The sequence below is a fragment of the Paenibacillus tengchongensis genome (genome assembly GCF_008973665.1).
In the GTDB taxonomy this organism is placed as follows: domain Bacteria; phylum Bacillota; class Bacilli; order Paenibacillales; family Paenibacillaceae; genus Paenibacillus_AQ; species Paenibacillus_AQ tengchongensis.
Genome location: NZ_WACP01000004.1, coordinates 313,705 through 330,049, shown reverse-complemented (window position 1 = coordinate 330,049; position 16,345 = coordinate 313,705). Strand labels below are relative to the sequence as shown.

General features: G+C 53.4%; 14 protein-coding genes. 3 read left to right on the top strand and 11 right to left on the bottom strand.

Features of this window, described 5'->3' with window-relative positions; translation table 11 throughout:
- Nucleotides 1–635 precede the first annotated feature (635 nt).
- The 8 genes from F1381_RS09245 to leuC all read right to left on the bottom strand — a co-directional run bounded on the left by F1381_RS09245 (nucleotide 636) and on the right by leuC (nucleotide 10,708).
- The gene (locus F1381_RS09245) at nucleotides 636–902 is read right to left on the bottom strand and encodes an NAD/NADP transhydrogenase alpha subunit (RefSeq protein WP_151734534.1); all 267 of its coding nucleotides are present in this window, start codon (nucleotides 900–902) and stop codon (nucleotides 636–638) included.
- A 2-nt stretch (nucleotides 903–904) separates the two neighbouring features.
- Nucleotides 905–1,612, bottom strand: coding sequence for an endonuclease III (gene nth, locus F1381_RS09240; protein ID WP_151734533.1), 708 nt, complete (start codon nucleotides 1,610–1,612; stop codon nucleotides 905–907).
- A gap of 132 nt (nucleotides 1,613–1,744) precedes the next feature.
- Entirely contained in the window at nucleotides 1,745–4,489 is a 2,745-nt protein-coding gene (locus tag F1381_RS09235) for an S-layer homology domain-containing protein (RefSeq protein WP_151734532.1), read from the bottom strand.
- Between the two features lie 73 nt (nucleotides 4,490–4,562).
- The gene (locus tag F1381_RS09230) at nucleotides 4,563–5,219 is read right to left on the bottom strand and encodes a GerMN domain-containing protein (RefSeq protein ID WP_151734531.1); all 657 of its coding nucleotides are present in this window, start codon (nucleotides 5,217–5,219) and stop codon (nucleotides 4,563–4,565) included.
- 113 nt (nucleotides 5,220–5,332) lie between these two features.
- Nucleotides 5,333–6,775, bottom strand: coding sequence for an N-acetylmuramoyl-L-alanine amidase family protein (locus F1381_RS09225; protein WP_151734530.1), 1,443 nt, complete (start codon nucleotides 6,773–6,775; stop codon nucleotides 5,333–5,335).
- Nucleotides 6,776–6,934: 159 nt separating this feature from the next.
- Nucleotides 6,935–8,476 carry an N-acetylmuramoyl-L-alanine amidase family protein gene (locus F1381_RS09220; protein ID WP_151734529.1) on the bottom strand — a complete coding sequence of 514 codons (1,542 nt, stop codon included), beginning with the start codon at nucleotides 8,474–8,476 and terminating at the stop codon, nucleotides 6,935–6,937.
- 174 nt (nucleotides 8,477–8,650) lie between these two features.
- Entirely contained in the window at nucleotides 8,651–9,253 is a 603-nt protein-coding gene (gene leuD / locus F1381_RS09215; RefSeq protein WP_151734528.1) for a 3-isopropylmalate dehydratase small subunit, read from the bottom strand.
- A gap of 30 nt (nucleotides 9,254–9,283) precedes the next feature.
- Nucleotides 9,284–10,708, bottom strand: a complete 1,425-nt coding sequence (leuC, locus tag F1381_RS09210; protein ID WP_151734527.1) for a 3-isopropylmalate dehydratase large subunit — start codon at nucleotides 10,706–10,708, stop codon at nucleotides 9,284–9,286.
- A 221-nt stretch (nucleotides 10,709–10,929) separates the two neighbouring features.
- Here leuC and F1381_RS29260 point away from each other — a divergent pair, with 221 nt between their 5' ends.
- The 3 genes from F1381_RS29260 (at nucleotide 10,930) to F1381_RS09200 (ending at nucleotide 13,084) form a co-directional block, all read left to right on the top strand.
- On the top strand, nucleotides 10,930–11,226 hold the full coding sequence (locus tag F1381_RS29260; RefSeq protein WP_187355265.1) for a DUF5316 family protein: 297 nt from the start codon (nucleotides 10,930–10,932) through the stop codon (nucleotides 11,224–11,226).
- Nucleotides 11,227–11,297: 71 nt separating this feature from the next.
- Nucleotides 11,298–11,489 (top strand): hypothetical protein, encoded by a 192-nt coding sequence (locus F1381_RS09205; protein WP_151734526.1) that lies wholly within the window; start codon nucleotides 11,298–11,300, stop codon nucleotides 11,487–11,489.
- 689 nt (nucleotides 11,490–12,178) lie between these two features.
- Nucleotides 12,179–13,084, top strand: a complete 906-nt coding sequence (locus tag F1381_RS09200) for a LysR family transcriptional regulator (RefSeq protein ID WP_151734525.1) — start codon at nucleotides 12,179–12,181, stop codon at nucleotides 13,082–13,084.
- A gap of 129 nt (nucleotides 13,085–13,213) precedes the next feature.
- Here the strand turns inward: F1381_RS09200 and F1381_RS09195 are convergent, their stop codons facing one another.
- From F1381_RS09195 to pruA, 3 genes are all read right to left on the bottom strand, one after another.
- A complete protein-coding gene (locus tag F1381_RS09195; protein WP_151734524.1) occupies nucleotides 13,214–13,414 on the bottom strand; it encodes a hypothetical protein in 201 nt (66 codons plus the stop codon).
- A 76-nt stretch (nucleotides 13,415–13,490) separates the two neighbouring features.
- On the bottom strand, nucleotides 13,491–14,741 hold the full coding sequence (locus tag F1381_RS09190) for a Glu/Leu/Phe/Val family dehydrogenase (RefSeq protein ID WP_151734523.1): 1,251 nt from the start codon (nucleotides 14,739–14,741) through the stop codon (nucleotides 13,491–13,493).
- Nucleotides 14,742–14,743: 2 nt separating this feature from the next.
- A complete protein-coding gene (pruA, locus tag F1381_RS09185) occupies nucleotides 14,744–16,315 on the bottom strand; it encodes an L-glutamate gamma-semialdehyde dehydrogenase (protein WP_151734522.1) in 1,572 nt (523 codons plus the stop codon).
- Nucleotides 16,316–16,345 lie beyond the last annotated feature (30 nt).

The following is a 16,345-nucleotide window of genomic DNA, read 5'->3' as shown; positions in this document are numbered from 1 at the left end:
TGCCGCAAATCTGGTTGGATAGCCGCCACCTAATAGGAACGAAAAATCACTGAGCACGTCAATACCGCCCAAATTATGAGGCAATAATCGAATTAGAAGGTTCAAATCCGCAAAATCAGCCAATTTAGTGTGTCAAAATCAACCTAATACAAGCTAAACTTTTGAGTAAACTTGTTTGAGTATTACCATTTCTAATCGAAAACGCCGGCTGTTCTGTTCACACTCACAATTATGATTATGGTGCCAGCACTATGTCATCAGACCGGGTTCTCCGTACAGCAAGCGGTTTCAAATGTAAGTGTCCAGCCGCCGGATATGTCAAAGAACCTGTAATTACACAGTAACAGGCTTCTATAAATCTCCCGCAAGGCGGATGATGACTTTTTCTTTAATTACATTAAAATATAATATCTTAAGCTAAAAATAAGCTATTTCCATTGTAGCACCGGCTGTGGACAAATCAATGTTTTGCTTTTACAAAATACGCTATAATCCCTTACAAATCCGTAAGCTTCTGTCCGTTTCTCCTTAAGCCTTCTTTCGCTGAACAACCCGCAAACGGCAAAAGAGCCGGCCCCGGGGGGCCGACTCTAATGATAGAACATTTATCGTCCGCAGTACTTGCAAGCGGCTGCTTAAGCCGTTTCCAGTACTGGCAGCAGAATTTCAAATACTTTGCCGTGCTGCAGAATGGTCAAGCCGCGGGACTTGTCCTTCATGACTACAACCTCAGGCTTCTGGGACATCCGCTCCAGATAGTGCTCAGGCACATCGCCGGAGTGGCTGATGGTGATGCCTTCCACTTCCTGCTCTTCGTTCTCCTGCAGCGGGCTTTCCACTACACGGTCAAAAATATCGGAAAATGCCTCAAAATTATCGGTATACACAGAAATGCATTTCATCTCTATCCCATCCTCTTCTTCGTCTCTGACAATTTGCTTGTTGCACCAACCTTAGTCTTTCTAATTGCCGATGTTTTCATACGTTTCTTGCCTTCCCGGCATACATCCAGCAGCGGGCAGACCTGACACCCCGGATTTTGCGCTTTGCAATGATACCGTCCGAAAAATATCAGCCGATGATGCGTCAGCGTCCATTCCTCGCGCGGAACGGCCTTCATCAGCTTCTTCTCCACTTCCAGCACGGAATCGTTCCACCCGGCCAATCCGAGCCGCTTGGCTACACGCTCCACATGCGTATCCACAGCGATCGCCGGAACGCCAAAAGCGTTCGAAACGACGACATTTGCGGTCTTTCGTCCGACTCCCGGCAAGGTCACCAGCTGATCGTGAGCCTGCGGCACCTCTCCTCCATACTGTTCAATCAGGATCTTACACAGATTCTGGATATGCTTGGCCTTGTTGCGGTAAAGTCCGATACGCCGGATATCCCCTTCCAGCTCTTCAAGCGGGACGGAGATATAATCAAGCGGAGTTTTGTATTTCCGGAACAGGTTCTCGGTGACCTTGTTTACTGTTGCATCCGTACACTGCGCTGACAACAACACCGCAATGGTCAATTCAAAAGCGTTGCTGTGATTCAATTCGCAATGGGCTTCAGGAAACATGCCGCCGATGGTATCCAGGATGTGGCGAACCTCTGCGACCTTCATAGCGTTCCCCTCCACGCAAGCAGGTTCACTGGCGGAATAACGTCAACATTTCTTCCAGTTCAAAAAAAACGTCTTGACGCAAGTCAGCGACTGCGTCAAGACGGTGTTTCACACGGAAGTCCACCAGTGCCGTTATTGTTTCACAATTTCAACCACAATGTTGTTGTTTAGATACATTATAATATTATCATTTTCTTTCAAAGATTGCACGGATAATGTCGTGTCACCTTGATGAATATATACATTTGGCGAAAGCGTGAACTGGTAATTCGTATCGCTCGCGCTGGCACGTTTGGTAAGCAGCAGCAGCGAGCCATCCATCTTCCAATAGACCTTGACTTGCTGTGCAAGGACACGAATCATTGTAGAGCCGTCCACATCCTTGCGGACCTCCACCCGGTCTGCGGTCGTCAGATTGCCGAGCGCTGTGGTCGTTGCACCGTCGCGGACAATCTTTACGTTCGTGCCGACATTCAAGGTCTGGGCCACGCCTGAGTAGTCCTTAACCGTCAGTGTTCCAGCGGCTGCGTCAACCGCAGTCACCGCTCCGGTTGTCAGCTTGATGGCCTGAATGGAAGTCGGGTTGGTGCCGAGGAATTGCACATTGATAAAATCGCCGGCCTTGAGGTCAGCCAGTGTAATGGTCTGGCCGGCTTCATTCAGCAATTTTACAGTCAGCGTGTTTAATACAGAAGTGCCCGCCGCTCCGGTCACGGTAAGCTGGTTGCCCGCTGCGTTTACAGAAGTAATCTGCAGCTGTGCCGACGAAACGGCCCGGAGCATCGTGACGATCGCCTGGTTCTCGCCAAGGACTGCCGTAACCTGAGTGCCGACGGGAACATCATTGATAGTTGCCGATTTCTTGCCGAATAAATCCACGCCTTGCGGAAGCGAGAGCGTTACCGACTGGTTTCCTGCCAGCTTCATTACAAAGGTGTTGGTCGAAGCGCTGACTGAAGTCAACGTGCCCGTGAATTGGGTCGATATTTCGACTTGCAGGGCATGTTCATCCAGCAACGTTACATTAATTTTACGGCCTTCCGTCAAGCGGGAGGCGATACCGGCCAGAGTAGGCGCTGTAACATTGTCATAAATAAGCTTGGTGTCCTTGTCAAGCTCCACCAGATGCGCCTTGCCGGCGCTGTCCATAAAGGTCAGCATTTGGGTCTTGGTATTATACGACAACACCGAAGCCCCGGTATATTGCTCCATCTTCCGGGCAACAACTTCAATCCGGGTCACCTGATCGCTGCTGTTCAGAGTAATCCGCACCGCGTCTCCGCTCTTTGCATCGGCCATCAGGTCGCTGATCGTCGGCCCGGTCATATCGGGAATGACAACGGCCGGAACACCTGCGAGCAGCTTTGCCTCGCGGGTGCCGTCCGCTTTTTTGTAGACCAGACTGGAGCTGGTAATTTCATTGAGCATTCCCTCAACCACGCGCTCCGTTCCGGAAGTGACTTCCACCGAAAGAATCATATTGTTCTTAATCGTATAGTTGACAGCGGCGCCTGTCTTGAGATCAGAAGGCTGCAGAACCGACGATTGTGTTTTGAAAATTGCAGCCCCGTCCTCCCATTTGAAGGTTTCGGTCGTTCCCGCTGCCGTCTTGAACACAATGCTCTTACCGGTCACATCAACGCTCTGGATGGTTCCGGATGCTGTCTTATTGACAATCCCGGAGGTCACCTGAACCTTCACCAGCTTGCGCGTTCCGCTGTAGGTCTCACGCTGCAGCGAAACTTTGCTGTCCGCCGCAATTGCGGACGGCGCAATAACCGCCCCGTTCACATCGAGAAACACCGTTTCGGCATCATAAGCATACTGGTCATAGCCTGCAGGCGTATCCAGCCAGATAGTGCCTTGGGTGCTCTTGGCAAAAGTGCCTTCAAGCGTCTCCAGCTGCACCGTGGGATCCGTAACCTCAACATAGGCCGCATTATATGTAGCGCCAATAACAGTTACTTTAGTATAAGGCTGAATGTCGCTCAAGCCGATTCTGGTTTCCGACGCACTGGTAAAATAAGCGGTACCGGTCCCCAGATTAAACGTAGAAGAAGCACCATTATGGTAAACCGTCAGCTTGTTGTCCTTGAGCGAGCTAATTGTTCCGCTGACCGAATTGTCATACTGTACGGTATTCTGGGCTTCCGCCCGGCTAAAGAAGGTTGCCAGCTGGGCGCGTGTCACCGCCCCCTGAGGGTCGAAGCGGTTACCGTCAAGGCCATTGGCCAAACCGAGATTCACCGCAGTATTAATATACCCGCGTTTGCTGGACGATACCTTCGAATCATCGGCGAAGCCGGTAGGCAGTGAAGCCGCCGCAGCTGCATCAGCAGACTTGCCCAAACTGCGCACGAGGAGCTCGGCGACCCATTCACGGGAAGCTTTCCGTGTGCCCCAGGCCGTCTTCAGGTTACTCTCGGCCATCTCGGTCGTCTTATCCAATAACCCCTGCTGGAATGCCAGCACAACATATGGCTTATAATAGTTCGATACTTCAAAATTGCCCGGCAGCACCACATTGGTATTGAGATCGGCATTGCCGGTAAGCTTCATAAACCGCAGGGCCATGAGCACGGCTTCCTGCTGGGTTACGGAATCGCCGGGCCGGAATAAACCGTTATTGCCGACAACGATACCCTGGGCAGCCAGCTTATAGATGTGCTTCTCGGCCCAGAAGCCGGATTTGACGTCGCTGAAGACTCCGGTTGCCGCTGCAGTGGTCTGTGCGGCTGCCGTTGTCTGGGTTACAGCAGCTGTCTCTGCAAAGGCTGCTCCCGCTCCGCCGAGAACCATAGCGCCCGCCAGTACGGCGGAAGCTGCTTTGGAGGTATAGGATTTTAGTGTGGGTTTCAGTTTCTTTTGACCGGACAAGCGGATTACCCCTCTCTGAGATTCATAATGTTGGTCATTCGTTATCGTTGGTGCACCAGAAGGTGTGGGCCGCTTAAACACCGCTGTTCTCTCTGGTCATCGGATGCTCCAGATCCACATGGCCCATCAGGCTTTCCACCTGTTCCCCATCAACCAGCAATTCCACACTCTGCACTTCGGAGAATTGGAACATTGTCCGGGTCAGCGCGCTGATCGCCATTGATTCGCCGCCGGCACCGAGTTGGGCTTCCTGCGGCTTATGAATATCCAAAGTAAGCCGGCCATCCTTGAAGTCCAGCGACTTCAGTTCAATCTTGGACCATAATGCAACCAGATCCTCCTGTCCGCTGCTTTGCAGCGCCTTGAAGGCTTCTGTATATTTCTCCGCATCATCGGCGAAGGCTACGGTTGCTTCCGAGGTAACCAGATCCAGCTGCTGCGGATCGGTATAATACACGCTGATACTCTGGCTTTGCTTCTCCGGTACAGGCGTTTCCGTCGCCGCCGGTGCAGTCGCTTCGGCGGTAGGCTGAGCCGTTGCCGGAACACTTTCGCCTCCGGCGTCCGCACCTGGGGTTTCTACGGTGTTGCCGCCTGCAGCACCGTTTACGACAGCCGGCTCGGCGATTCCCGAGTTATCGGCCGGCGCTGCAGTTGGCTTCTCGCCGCAGCCGGCCATCACCAGCAGAAGAAGCGCAGCAATGCCTGCAAATGCTATTTTCTTATTCATGAACATTACCCCCTCTAGATGAATATGGGCAGGGCAGAGCCGCAAAGCCTGCTTATCCGGTCCTGCCGGATCGAAAGTTGACTTTGCGGCCCCGTTCTGCCGCATGGCTGCTGTTATAACCCCAAATATTCCTTGATCCCGCTGACGATGCCTGCTGCAACCTTATTCTGCAGTGACTCTGTGAACAGGGCCGCCTCATCGCGTTTATTACTGAGATACCCTACCTCCAGCAATACGGCCGGCATGGTCGTTTCGCGGATCACATGAAAGTTTCCGTATCTTACGCCGCGGTCGCTGAGTCCCGACGCCTGCACAAGATATTTATGCATGATGTTGGCTAAAGCCTTGCTTGCTTCCCGCTGGTAATAGGTTTCCGTCCCGCTGGCCGCAGATGAAGAGCTGCTGTTCGCATGTACCGAAATGAAGAGATCGGCTTTGAGGCTGTTGGCCATTCCTGCCCGCTCCTTCAGTTCAAGGAACGTATCATCGCTGCGGGTCAACACTACGTCGATATTGTTCTCCTTCTTCAAGAGCTCGGCCGTCTTGAGGACGATGGCAAGGTTGAAGTTCTTCTCGTATTTGCCTGTAACGCCGACGGCACCGGAATCCTTCGCTCCGTGTCCGGCGTCCAGTACAACGAGCTTGCGTCCGCTGTTCCCCGGCAGTGTCGCAGTATCTCCCGTACTCTGTGCGTTGAGGTCAACAATAACCAGCTTGGAGGTACTGTCTCCCGTAACTTCGACGTTGTAATTCTTGGCATGGTTCAAATCAATGACAAACCGTACCGTATACGGATCAGAGCTGAACAATGAATAGCGCACTCCCGATACATCGGGATAATCCGTGACGGTCAGCTTGCCGTTCAGGTTCGGATCAAGCTCCTGCCCGCTGCCGAAGATATCGGAGAACGTGGCATTGGTCAAATCGACCACAATCCGGTCGGGGCCGCTTATCTTGGAGACCTTCGGCTCAGCGGAGCCTTCCATGGCGATAATCAGCCGATTCTCACTGAAACTGACGCCATTGACCATCGTCAATCCGCTGGTATCAACAGCCGGCGGGTTAACCACGCTTGTTCCGCCGCCAGCACTGCCGCCTCCGCCCGTGTTACTGTCCGGAGTTTCCGGGGTAATAAGGGTTACAATCTTCTGTGTGTTGTCCCAGTCGACGGACAAGCCGAACTCCTGGGCAATAAAGCGCAGCGGCACCAGGGTGGTGTCTGACCGCAAGAGCGGGGCTACAGTCAGCATAACGGTTTTGTCGTCGACCGAGGCCGAGGTTTGATTCACGATCAGCTTCAGGCTCTTGCCCTGCTGTTCGACGGTTACCGTCTTGGTCGTCTGATTCCAGTCCACGTTGTAGCCCAGGTTCTCGGAAATCATACGCAGCGGCACCATTACCGTACCGTTCACATTCTCCACCGGAACGCTCTGGCCGGCGGTAATGTCCTTGCCGTCGAGAATAATCTTACTCGTTCCGGCAGCGGCGGCTTGTCCGCGTTCCGGCAATACAAGTACAAAGAGCAGCAGCAACAGCATAAAAGCAAATTTCTTCATTCTTCACCTCAAAAATCTAGTATTCCGCCCGAGAAAGGCGTTCCTGATGATTCAGCCACTGACAATCCTCGACATTGTTTAGACGCCTAGTTCGCTTAAAAGTTGCGAATATATTCCATGAAACCCCCGAATTTGGCTTGGCTTTGCGGGGATATTCCCTTACAGACCCAAGTATTCCTTTATTCCGGCCGCCAGCTCCCGGGCCAGATTATCCTGCAGAACATCACTGAACATCGCCGCTTCGTTTCCTGGGTTGGTCAGATATCCAACCTCCAGCAGCACCGCCGGCATCGTTGTTTCCCGGGTCACATGCAGACTCTTGCTGCGGATGCCATTGTCCTTAAAGCCCGTTGCCGCCAGGAGATGCTTGTGCAGCACCTCGGCCAGCGGAATGCTCGCACTGCGGGTGTAGTACGTTTCGCTGCCGTTGATCTTCTCCCGGTTAGGATAATCCTCGTCCAGCGAATTTCCGTGAACCGAGATGAAGAGGTCGGCTCCTGCGTCCTTGGCAACCTTCACGCGGTCTTTAAGACCGATTGTTGTATCTGCCGATCGCGTATAGATGACCTCGATGAGTCCCTCTTGGGTTAGCAGATCCCCCAACTTCTTCACAACGGCCAGGTTAAAATCCTTTTCTCTCTTGTTCGTAATACTGCCTGCCCCCGGATCCGTACCTCCATGCCCTGCGTCCAGCACTACAACCGGCTTTAACCCGTCTGTACCCGGAATCACTGCGCCGCTTCCCGGAACCGCATTGAGGTCGATGGTTACCAGCCCGGTAGCAGCATCCGTACTCACTTGATAAGCCTGGGTGCCAACCGTCTGAATAACAAACCGGGCTGTTGGAGGATTAACGCTGAACATTGCGTATCTGACTTCCGTAACCAGCGGATAACCCGTCACATCCAGCTTGCCTTGCGGAGTGCCGGTTACGGCCAGCACCGGAAGAGTGCCTGCGAAGTCCGCTGCGAAATTGGCGCCCTGGAAATCGACAACGATCCGGTCCGGCCCCGTCAGCTTCTGTATGCTCGGCGCAGCGCCGCCGGAGGTGGCGATCATAAGCCGATTCTCGCTGAATACCGCGCCCAATACCTGCGGGCTTCCGGCGGACGGCAGAGGTGTGCTCTGCGCCGTAGGCACGGGTGTAGCCGCCGGGTCTGGCGAAGCTGCAGTTGGAGAAGCCGCCGGGACAGGCGTTGAAGCCGGGGAAGGGCTATAAGTAGGCTCCGGAGCTGCGGATGGCATCGTATTAGGACCGCCGCTTATGTAGACCGTCTTATCCGTATTGTCCCAGCCCACTTTGAGGCCGAATTGCTCGCTCACAAAGCGGATCGGAACCAGTACCGTCCCCCCCGTCTGTTTCGGAGCGGCGTTCAGATCCAGCGCCACGCCGTCGGCTTCCGCTTTTTTGCTGCCGACCGCAAGCTGAACCTTCTTCCCGTCCTGCTGCACGGTGACCGTACGCGACTGCTGCTCCCACAGCACCTCGAATCCGAGGTTCTCGACGACCACGCGGATCGGAATCATAACGCTTCCATTCACATTCTCAAGACGGATTCCTTTCGGCAGCGCCAATTCCTCGCTGTCCATAATGATCTTCCCTGTGCCGCTTCCCGCAGCGGCGGCTTCGTGGCCGGCGAATGACAGTAGCAACAGCGGCAGCAGCAACAGGAATAACACCCGTTGTCCGGCTCTCTTCATCCCTTTCCTCTCCTTCGATGCTTGATAGAATCATAGTTAACATATAGACGACAGAAATCTCCAAAAGTTGCCTGCTCCGGCAATGAATATCTCGATTATAGCAAAAAAACTTCTATTTCCGACACCGGAAATAGAAGTTTTGTGTAAATTTAGTATACACTGCAGAGCAGGTTACTAGGCAAACAGCTTGGCGGCGTGGCGCTCCTCATAAGCGGCAATTTCATCGGCATGCTGCAGCGTAAGACCGATATCGTCAAGACCGAGCAGCAGGAACTGGCGGCGGTGTTCATCGAGCTGGAATTTGATCTCCAGGCCATAATCATCGCTGAGGGTATTGTTCTCCAAATCCACATTCAGCTGGTACCCTTCATGCGCCGCCGTGCGCTGGAACAGATCTTCGACCTGCTCTTCTGACAGCTTGAGCGGCAGAATACCGTTCTTAAAGCAGTTATTATAGAAGATATCGGCAAAGGAAGGAGCGATCACAACCCGGAAGCCGTAATCCATAATCGCCCACGGCGCATGCTCGCGTGAGGAGCCGCAGCCGAAGTTGGCCCGCGAGATCAGCACCGAAGCGCCCTGATAGCGCGGTTTGTTCATTTCAAATGCAGGGTTATCCCGGCCCTCTTCATCAAAACGCCATTCGTAGAACAGAAACTGGCCAAAGCCGGTCCGCTCGATGCGTTTCAAAAACTGCTTGGGGATGATGGCATCCGTATCCACATTAACCCGGTCCACCGGGGCAACAATTCCCGTTAATTTCTTAAAAGCTTCCATGGTTCAATTCCTCCGATTTCTCTCAGGGTTCTAGGCGTTGACGGCTTCCGTCTTATAGTTCCAGTCGCGCACATCGGTAAAGCGGCCTTTAATGGCAGCGGCTGCAGCCATCGCCGGAGAGACGAGATGTGTACGTCCGCCGCGTCCCTGACGGCCTTCAAAGTTGCGGTTCGAGGTCGATGCGCAGCGTTGTCCCGGCTGAAGCACATCGGGATTCATCGCCAGGCACATGCTGCAGCCCGCTTCGCGCCATTCAAACCCGGCTTCGGTAAAGATCCGGTCGAGGCCTTCCTTCTCCGCCTGCAGCTTCACGCGACCGGAACCCGGTACGACGATCGCCGTTACTTTATCGGAGACTTTATGGCCCTTAGCTACTTGAGCGGCTGCGCGCAGATCTTCAATCCGGCCGTTCGTGCAGGAGCCGATGAAAACATAATCGATATCAATTTCGGACATTGGCGTGCCCGGCTTGAGGTCCATATATTCCAGCGCCTTTTCGGCGGCTTTGCGTTCATTTTCAGTGGTGAAATCAGCCGGGTTCGGCACGCTTGAGCTGATATCGGTACCCATGCCCGGACTTGTTCCCCAGGTGACCTGCGGGATCAGTGTTTCTACATCGAATTCGACCACGGTGTCGTATTGTGCGCCTTCGTCGCTCACCAGCTGCTTCCAGGATTCAACGAATTCGTCATAAGCCGCACCCTGCGGCACATACTGGCGGCCGCGCAGGTAGTTAAAGGTGGTTTCGTCCGGTGCGATCAGCCCTGCTCTGGCTCCGCCTTCGATGGACATGTTGCAGACAGTCATGCGCTCTTCCATGGAGAGTTCGCGGATCGCTTCACCTGTGTATTCAATAACATAGCCTGTAGCGAAATCAGTGCCGTATTTGGCGATTACACCCAGAATCATGTCCTTGGCGGTTACGCCGGGATTGCGTTTGCCGACGAAGCGGACTTCCATCGTCTTGGCTTTGGACTGCTGCAGGCACTGGGTTGCCAGCACATGCTCCACCTCGCTCGTGCCAATGCCGAAAGCCAGTGCGCCGAAGGCGCCGTGTGTAGAGGTGTGGCTGTCGCCGCAGACAATCGTTTTCCCCGGATGGGTTAAGCCGATTTCCGGTCCCATAACGTGGACAACGCCTTGATCGATATCGTTCAGATCGAACAACCGGACGCCAAAGTCCTGACAGTTCTGCGACAGCGTATCAATCTGCTGCTTGGAGATCGGGTCGGTGATGTTGTAACGGTCTTTGGTCGGAACGTTGTGATCCATCGTGGCAAAAGTCAATTCCGGACGGCGCACCTTACGGCCGCTGAGCCGGAGCCCTTCAAACGCCTGCGGCGAAGTGACCTCATGCACCAGGTGCAGGTCGATGTACAGAATGCTCGGTTTTCCTTCCTCCTGATGGATAACGTGATTGTCCCAAATCTTTTCAAACATAGTCTTGCTGCTCATAGGTTTCACCTCATAAAATGGAATCGTTCATGGGAAGAGAGAGTGGAGTCTCCCTTGAATGCTCTAAATATAACATCGGCGCGTTTATAATTCCAAGATATGATATCTATAGAACTGATAGGTTTGGCCTATAAGGACGGTTTTCCATTTATATTGACTGCATCCAAATATTATCATACAGTTTCTATGTGGCATCACTTTAATGGAAAGGGTGCACTTTCATGACAGTTCTCCGAAGTTTTTTATTCTATGGAGTTATAATCGCATCCGTTATTTCCTTCATTTCCTTATTTGACCAGGGACTCGCGATGACTATCTCCGGTTTTTTGGGCGGCGGGTTACTTATACTGGCTATGGTTTTTTCAGGGTCCTTAAACAGTGGTGACAGAATGAGGGCCAATTACAGCAGAGAAAATTACAAAGAACGAAATGAGCGCTTTAAAATGACAGAAGCCTGTCTGAAATTGGGGCTGCCTAGCTTAGCCTTGTGCACACTTTTGTATTTAATTGGCACTTAGGTTTGTTCAAAGTGAGATGGTCCCGAAACCATCCGCTCAAACCAGCCGTAATGCCTTACGAGGTGATCAATATGAGTAAAGAAAACGCGGCCTGCCGCTCATGCGGTGGCACTTCCTTTGCCCAAGGTGAAATGAATAACGGCTATGCCAACCTGATGCCTGTCCGTAAAGCATTGTCTTTCGGATCACCGCTGCTTTTTACGTTTTGCAAGAAATGCGGCGAGGTTGCTTCTATTAAAGTTCAGAAACCGGAGAAGTTCTAGAATTTGCTGCAGAAGCTTCTGGATCAGAAAAGAGGATATACACTTGATTAGGCTATAAAATCATATTAGAGGTCAGCAAAACAAAACCGCCTGGGATCAGGCGGTTTTGTTGATGCTATCAGCAACAGGCTGCTGTCCGTCAGAGTTCACTCTCCCTCTACCGTCGACAGCGAAACCGTTACCCATGGGGCAAAGTCTCCCGACAGCTCGCCCTTAGGGTTGTGAATGCGGAAAAGAAAAATTACCCGAATCACAATGTTGCTATCAATGAAAACTTCGGATAACCGTTTAAAATTCTCGCTTTTCTCCATCACTTGTACGGACTCAGCGGACCTTATTTTTGCTGCGGAGCCTGAATAGGCTGCGGTGGCTGTTACAGCTACATTAGCGTCATCTGTGTCCGTTATTCCTGGAAACCGGGGTATTTCGGGAAAATAACGTCTCTACGGTCCGTACGCGCGGCAGAAGTGCTCTGAGAGAAGAAATAGACTTCCGGGGTTACTTCCGGGATCGCTTCCTGAGGACGCATGACCAAAGGGTGCACTTCTAAGATACACACTTTGGGCCAGGCCTTCCCGGATGCCCACACCCGCGCTTGCCAATTTTCTATGTATATGCGGTTCCTTATGCCAAAGCTCCAGCTTATAGGCTATACTTATAAGTAACGTTAATTAACAAGGAGTGCCCTGATGGAATTCAGACAACTGCAATACGCACTGCAAATTGCTGCAGAGCGCAACTTCTCACGGGCTGCCGATAAATTGCATATCGCCCAGCCATCGCTCAGCCAGCAGCTCTCGAAGCTGGAAAAAGAGCTGGGGGTGGTGCTGTTCCAGCGTAACACCAGTTCCGTGGAGCTGACCTATGCCGGCCAGGTATTCGTCGAGAAGGCCGGGGCGATCCTGAGCGCTGTGGAGCTGCTGCGCCAGGAGATGTCCGACATCTCGCAGCTGCGCACCGGCAGCGTGGTGGTGGGGAGCATGCCGATCACAGGCGCGCATCTTCTCCCCCATGTGCTCCCGGTCTTCAAGCGTAAATATGCCGATATAGAGATTACGCTGCTGGAAGACACATCCATGAATTTGGAGAAGCTGACAGCGGTCGGCCAGACGGATCTCAGCCTGCTGTCGCTGCCGCTGGAGGTTCCCGTGTTGACCTATGAGGTACTGGGCGAAGAGCGGATTGACCTGGCTGTACCTGCCGAGCATCCGCTCTCTGCAAGACAGGCCTCCGGCGAACGCACGCAACTTGAGGAACTGAAGGACGAGCCGTTTATTGTTCTTAAAGAAGGGCAAGGCTTCCGCACCATGACGATGGAGCTCTGCCAGGCGGCGGGATTTGAGCCGCGTATTGTGTTTGAGAGCAACAATATGGAGACCGTTCAGTCTCTGGTCGCCGCCGGCATGGGCGTCACGCTGGTTCCGCATTTTATCGCCCGCGCGCCTCGCAGCGAATTCGTGCCTGTCTACCTGCCGCTTGCCGAGCCTGTACCCAGCCGGACACTGGTCATCGCATACCGGAAGGGACGGTATATGTCCAAGGCGGCAGAGGCTTTTATCGAAACGTTTAAATCGGTGGTTGCCGGACTGCAATAGGAACAATCCGGGAGAGAAACTTTTTTGCATAGCAAAAAATGCCCCTATCGCTCATTACAAAGAGCCATAAGGGCATTTTTTCAGTGGACAAGCTTCTATTTACAAATCGGCTTCACGACTCAACACTGCCTATTTACGCAAATTGTGCTGGGAAATCATGCGGTTCTGCTGGTCGGGCACACGGGCGGTATGCTCATCCACAGGCCCCGGCGTCCGGCTATCCGGCGTTTCCTCCGCGAGGAATTCGCGGGTGGTTTGGCTCTGAAACTCCGCCGCCTCCACAGCATTGAATGTTTCCTCTGCCTGGATATCTTCGGCCTTCTTGTTCATGCTTCCACCTCCTGTCAACAAGGTATAAATACTTTACCCGTTCACAGGGCGGATAAACATCTTAGAGACTTCCCGTCTACACCCAGCCCCGCCACTTGACCGCTTCGACGATCCGCTGCAGACCGACAATGTAAGCAGCCAGCCGCATGTCCACATTCTGGTTCCGGGCAGTATGGAGCACCTTGCAGAAAGCGGCAACCAGTATTTTCTCCAGTTTCTCCTGAACTTCCGTCTCCGGCCAATAGTAGCCCTGATTGTTCTGTACCCATTCAAAATAAGAAACGACAACGCCGCCTGCGCTGGCCAGCACATCGGGGACGATCATGACGCCCCTATTGTCCAGTATCTGTGTAGCCAGTTGCGTCGTCGGCCCGTTTGCCGCTTCCACTACAATTTTGGCCCTGATCCGGCCGGCATTACTCTCCGTGATTTGATTCTCTATGGCGGCCGGTACCAGAATATCGCAATCCTGTATCAGGAGCTGCTCATTGGTCAGACGGTCGGGGAACAGGTTCGTTACCGTGCCGTATGCGTCCTTGTGCGCCAGCAGATAAGGGATATCCAGTCCTTCGGAATGGTATAAAGCGCCGAAGGAATCCGAGATTCCGACCACCTTCGCGCCGGCATCATGGAGAAATTTCGCCAGGAAGCTGCCGGCGTTGCCGAAGCCTTGAATGATGATCCGGCTGCCTGCCACCGCAATGCCCCGGACCTTGGCCGCTTCCTTCAGTACTATGGTCACTCCAAGGGCAGTAGATGATTCTCTTCCCTGCGACCCTCCCAGCACCAGCGGCTTGCCTGTAATGAACCCGGGCGAGTCGAACTCACGGATCTGGCTGTATTCGTCCATCATCCAGGCCATGATCTGCGAATTGGTGAACACATCCGGCGCAGGAATATCTTTGGCCGGGCCGACGAGCTGGCTGATGGCCCGCACGTATCCTCTGCTCAGCAGTTCCAGTTCCCGGGTGGACATCAGGCGCGGATCACACTGTATGCCGCCTTTGCCCCCGCCGTAGGGCAGGCCGGCAATGCCGCATTTGATGCTCATCCACATCGACAGCGCTTTGACCTCTTCCTCGCTCACCTGGGGATGGAAGCGGACACCGCCTTTGGTCGGTCCGACCGCATCGTTGTGCTGGGAGCGGAACCCCTTGAAGACCCGCACGGAACCGTCATCCATCTTGATGGGGATCCGGACCGTCAGCAGGCGCATCGGCTCCTTCAGCAGCTCATACATGGAGGCATCGCAGCCCAGGTGATCCAGCGCCTGCCGGACAATATGCTGTGTTCTGGTGAGTACATCGATGTTCTCTTCCGTTATCATAGTTATCCGAGCTTAATGGAAGTCGCTTTAGCCTGGGTGAACAGGAGCAAATAATCATGTCCGCCGGCTTTGGAGTCCGTTCCCGACATATTGAAGCCTCCGAACGGATGCGCACCGACCAGCGCCCCTGTGCATTTGCGGTTAATGTACAGGTTGCCGCAATGCATGGTATGAAGCGCCTCGGCAATGCGCTCCTCGCTGCCGGAGAAGAATGCACCCGTCAGACCGAACTCCGTATCATTGTACTTCGCTATTGCTTCTTTCCAGTCTTTCGCTTTACCGATCGCCAGTACCGGCCCAAAAATCTCCTCCTGCATAATTACCGCTTTGCCGTCCACATCCGCGAACACCGTCGGTTCGATATAATATCCGTTTCCTTCAGCCTCGCCGCCTCCCGCAACCAGCCGGCCCTCACCTTTTCCTGTCTCTATATAATTCAGGATCCGTTTAAAGGAATTGTGGTCAATGACCGGCCCGGCAGAGAAGTTGGCTTCCGGAAGCCCGGTTTGCAAGCCTTTTGTAAGCTCTGCCACTCTGGAGACTACTTCATCATAGACCGACTCCACGATAAAAGCCCGGGAGCCCGCAGAGCATTTCTGACCCTGGAAGCCGAAGGCGGAAGCGACGATCGCTGCGGCTGCAGCCTCGAGATCAGCCGTCTCGTCGACGACGATTCCGTCTTTCCCGCCCATTTCAGCGACCACGCGTTTAATCCAGATTTGTCCGGGCTGGGTTTCGGCCGCCAGCCTGTTGATCCGGAGGCCCACTTCCTTGGAGCCGGTAAAGCTGATGAATCTCGTCTTCGGATGAGTGGTCAAATAATCACCGACCTCTTCTCCGCTGCCCGGCACATAGTTGATGACTCCCGCCGGCAGACCGACCTCCTCCATCAGAGCAACGAAGCGGTGGGCGATCACCGGTGTCGCCGAAGCCGGCTTCAGCAGCACGGTATTGCCGGAGACTACAGCGGCGGTGGTCATTCCGACAGTAATGGCCAGCGGAAAGTTCCATGGCGGAATGACAACACCTACACCAAGCGGTATATAGGTCAGCTTGTTGTCTTCGCCGGCAACTTTTGTCAATGGCTGGGTCTCATTAATTGCGGCAAGCCGCAGCATCTCACGGGCATAATATTCCATAAAGTCAATCGCTTCGGCGGTATCCGCATCGGCTTCCGCCCAATTCTTGCCCGCTTCCAGCACCATTACCGCCGAGAACTCATGTTTGCGCTGACGCATTAAAGCGGCTGCCCGGAATAAGTAATCCGCTCTTGCTGCGGGAGCTACCTTCTTCCAGGTTTCAAAAGTTTCCTGCGCGGTATTCATCGCCTGCTCCGCCAGCTCTTTGTCAGCCTTGCTCACAAAACCAATGACATGGTCGAGGTCTCCGGGATTTATCGAAATGATTTTTGCATCCGTAATGATTTTATGTGCTCCAATGTGCAGCGGATATTCGCCTCCGAGCTCAGCTTTTACTTTGGCCAGCGCCGATTCCATAGCCAGCTTATGCTCAGGCAGTGCGAAATTTGTAAAAGGCTCGTTGGTAAATTGGCTTACCTCAGTCAGTGTGTTCATTGTTATTTGCTCCTCCCAATTTTGTACAAT

Coding starts and splice junctions, on each gene's coding strand:
- F1381_RS09245 (WP_151734534.1), bottom strand. CDS start 902: ATGAAATGCATTTCTGTGTATACCGATAATTTTGAGGCATTTTCCGAT.
- nth (WP_151734533.1), bottom strand. CDS start 1,612: ATGAAGGTCGCAGAGGTTCGCCACATCCTGGATACCATCGGCGGCATG.
- F1381_RS09230 (WP_151734531.1), bottom strand. CDS start 5,219: ATGAATAAGAAAATAGCATTTGCAGGCATTGCTGCGCTTCTTCTGCTG.
- F1381_RS09225 (WP_151734530.1), bottom strand. CDS start 6,775: ATGAAGAAATTTGCTTTTATGCTGTTGCTGCTGCTCTTTGTACTTGTA.
- F1381_RS09220 (WP_151734529.1), bottom strand. CDS start 8,476: ATGAAGAGAGCCGGACAACGGGTGTTATTCCTGTTGCTGCTGCCGCTG.
- leuD (WP_151734528.1), bottom strand. CDS start 9,253: ATGGAAGCTTTTAAGAAATTAACGGGAATTGTTGCCCCGGTGGACCGG.
- leuC (WP_151734527.1), bottom strand. CDS start 10,708: ATGAGCAGCAAGACTATGTTTGAAAAGATTTGGGACAATCACGTTATC.
- F1381_RS29260 (WP_187355265.1), top strand. CDS start 10,930: ATGACAGTTCTCCGAAGTTTTTTATTCTATGGAGTTATAATCGCATCC.
- F1381_RS09205 (WP_151734526.1), top strand. CDS start 11,298: ATGAGTAAAGAAAACGCGGCCTGCCGCTCATGCGGTGGCACTTCCTTT.
- F1381_RS09200 (WP_151734525.1), top strand. CDS start 12,179: ATGGAATTCAGACAACTGCAATACGCACTGCAAATTGCTGCAGAGCGC.
- F1381_RS09195 (WP_151734524.1), bottom strand. CDS start 13,414: ATGAACAAGAAGGCCGAAGATATCCAGGCAGAGGAAACATTCAATGCT.
- F1381_RS09190 (WP_151734523.1), bottom strand. CDS start 14,741: ATGATAACGGAAGAGAACATCGATGTACTCACCAGAACACAGCATATT.
- pruA (WP_151734522.1), bottom strand. CDS start 16,315: ATGAACACACTGACTGAGGTAAGCCAATTTACCAACGAGCCTTTTACA.